Origin of the sequence: Legionella feeleii, from assembly GCF_001467625.1 — a bacterium.
Classification (GTDB): domain Bacteria; phylum Pseudomonadota; class Gammaproteobacteria; order Legionellales; family Legionellaceae; genus Tatlockia; species Tatlockia feeleii.
Genome location: NZ_LNYB01000039.1, coordinates 1 through 2,426, shown reverse-complemented (window position 1 = coordinate 2,426; position 2,426 = coordinate 1). Strand labels below are relative to the sequence as shown.

Below are 2,426 nucleotides of genomic sequence, written 5' to 3'. Positions count from 1 at the left end.
CCTTTTGTTGATTATGTTCTTGGCGAACAATCAACAGGATACGCCACCTAATTTATTTTTCACATACACCAGATTCGAGCATAACTCGTATAAAACTCTAAGGAACGTAAATGCCAAAAAAGCTTGTTAAGGGTTCCAAAGACGGTAAAGTTACCCAAACCAGTTTTGTCGGAAACTCAAAAAGCCTCTTCTCCTCATTAAAAACCACTAAAGATTTAGTTCTTCTCAGTATTGCTGGAAACGAACTCTGTGCTGGTGAATACCTGCAAGGCATCGTTAAGCAAGCTGTTGTGAACCATGAAGGCAATCTCAACCCAGGGGAGCAAAGAGGTAAAACTACTTTTTTAATTGCAGATGAAATTTATTGGCACAATTTAAAAAAATTAAATCCGTCAGAGAATGATGTTGCAGATCTTAAAGCCCAAGCCATGCAATTAGGCGATAACTATTTTACCGATAATATAGCCGCTTTTTTAGCACCATTGGGTTTAGCCCCTGAAGAATTTAATAATGCGCATGGGGGAAAAACAGTTACCGAACAAATCGCTATTATTAACCAATTAGCTGCTGAACAAGGCAAAAATTTTGAAATAGTTCGCTGGAAAACCTGGGTTAGCCAAGACAGCACAAAGCAAATAGAAAAAATGATACCTCTTTATGAATCTGTAGAGGGGCTAAGCGATAGTATTTCTTTGGCTGTAAATGACTTTGCTAAACGCCATAGTGACAACAATGATACTGGAAGCAAGGAGCTGTGGGAACGCCGCTCTAAAGACTACCTCACTGAAGAATGCCCTTCTGTAATGTGGCTAGCGGCTTCTTTAGGGTATAATTTCGTTATTTACCCGGGTGAAATGATCCCTCCTTTTGGAACAACAAAGGATTTCTTCGTTGTCGGAGAACATAAAGCCAGAATACAAGATGGAGTGAATATTAAAGAAGCCTGCGCTCACTCTGAATTTTGTATCCATGTTAAAGATCCCAAGCGTCTAGTTAATTGGCTAGAGGTTCACTTCCAAAAAAGTCCTCTTGCACCACCTAAAAAACCTGAAAAGGTTGAATCCGAGCAATCGGTTCCAGTTCCTCCTAAACAAACTTCCAGTACAGTTTTACGTGGTTCTAATGCCTTTTTCGCCCCCACTCCAGCTCATGCCCTGACTTCAAACGATAATAACACACCACTCCAAGACGAGTTTTTTTTAGAGAGAACCTCAACTGACGGAGAAACTACTGGCGATAAAGGCGTATCGAATGAACAGAGACTATTGATAGAGTCGTTGCTTACAGGAATTAATCAAGCGCTAGGACAGAGGGAGCCTCAAGTCTCCCCCAAACAAGGAAAACCAAAAATGCAGGAGCAAGAAGACATAACTAATATGTTTCGTGGCATTACGTTAGGTATCATGGACATACCCTCAATAGATGTTCCAACAAAGCTAGAAATACTCACAAAATTTGTTGACGACTACACGAGTAAACATCTACCGCAAGTTCAGCTCTCTCTACAAAAAAAGCCCCCTGAATCTTGTCCAGCGTCAGATCCTCCAGAGCCGAGTAATAGAGCAAGGCGAGTACTCTAACTGCTTCTCCATAAAAATTTGGCATCAAGGTTATTATCTTACTGAATCATACCCACCTTTGATGCCTGTTTTCGAAAAAACGATTTGCCATAACTGCATCACACGCGAATTAAAACCACCCGCACAACACAATAAATAGTAATTCCACATACGAAAAAACGTTTCGTCATAGTTAGCTTTGATCAACTGCCAGTGTTGATTAAAATTATTGTGCCAAGCCATCAATGTTTTATAGTAATCAACACCAAAATTATGCCAATCTTCCATGATCAATAATTTCTCTGTTGCCTTCCCAATTTGCATAACCGAAGGCAACATGCCATTAGGAAAAATGTACTTTGCAATCCAGGGCATTACCTGGGTCGTACTTTCATTACCGCCTATAGTATGCAACAGGAATAACCCTTCATCGACTAAACAATCATGTACTATTTGCATATAATGGCGGTAATTCATGTATCTAACATGCTCAAACATACCAAGCGAAACGATACGATCGAATTTTTCATCCACATCACGATAATCCTGGAAACGTATTTCTACGGGCAGATTTTTGCAGCGCTCCCTGGCCAACTCATATTGTTGCTTAGAAATGGTTATGCCAACCACTTCCACATCATACTTTTCCGCTGCATATTTAGCCAAGGCCCCCCAACCACAGCCGATATCAAGTAAACGCATACCTGGTTTAAGCAATAGTTTCCTGCAAGACAAATCTAATTTGGCCAATTGCGCTTGCTCTAAAGTTTGCGCATTCGAGTTATTGTCAATTCTGGTGTATGAGCAAAATATCATCAAGCGGCCTTCCAGTCCGATTGTTCAACAACCTGCACTCCGTCTTCAAAC

Annotated in this window: 1 protein-coding gene and 1 pseudogene; one reads left to right on the top strand and one right to left on the bottom strand. The window is 40.6% G+C overall.

What is annotated here, in order from left to right:
- Positions 1 to 110 precede the first annotated feature (110 nt).
- On the top strand, positions 111 to 1,580 hold the full coding sequence (locus Lfee_RS06285; RefSeq protein ID WP_058445004.1) for a hypothetical protein: 1,470 nt from the start codon (positions 111 to 113) through the stop codon (positions 1,578 to 1,580).
- Positions 1,581 to 1,613: 33 nt separating this feature from the next.
- Here the strand turns inward: Lfee_RS06285 and cfa are convergent.
- Positions 1,614 to 2,396 (bottom strand): annotated as a pseudogene (gene cfa / locus Lfee_RS06280) (cyclopropane fatty acyl phospholipid synthase); the annotation flags it as partial.
- Positions 2,397 to 2,426 lie beyond the last annotated feature (30 nt).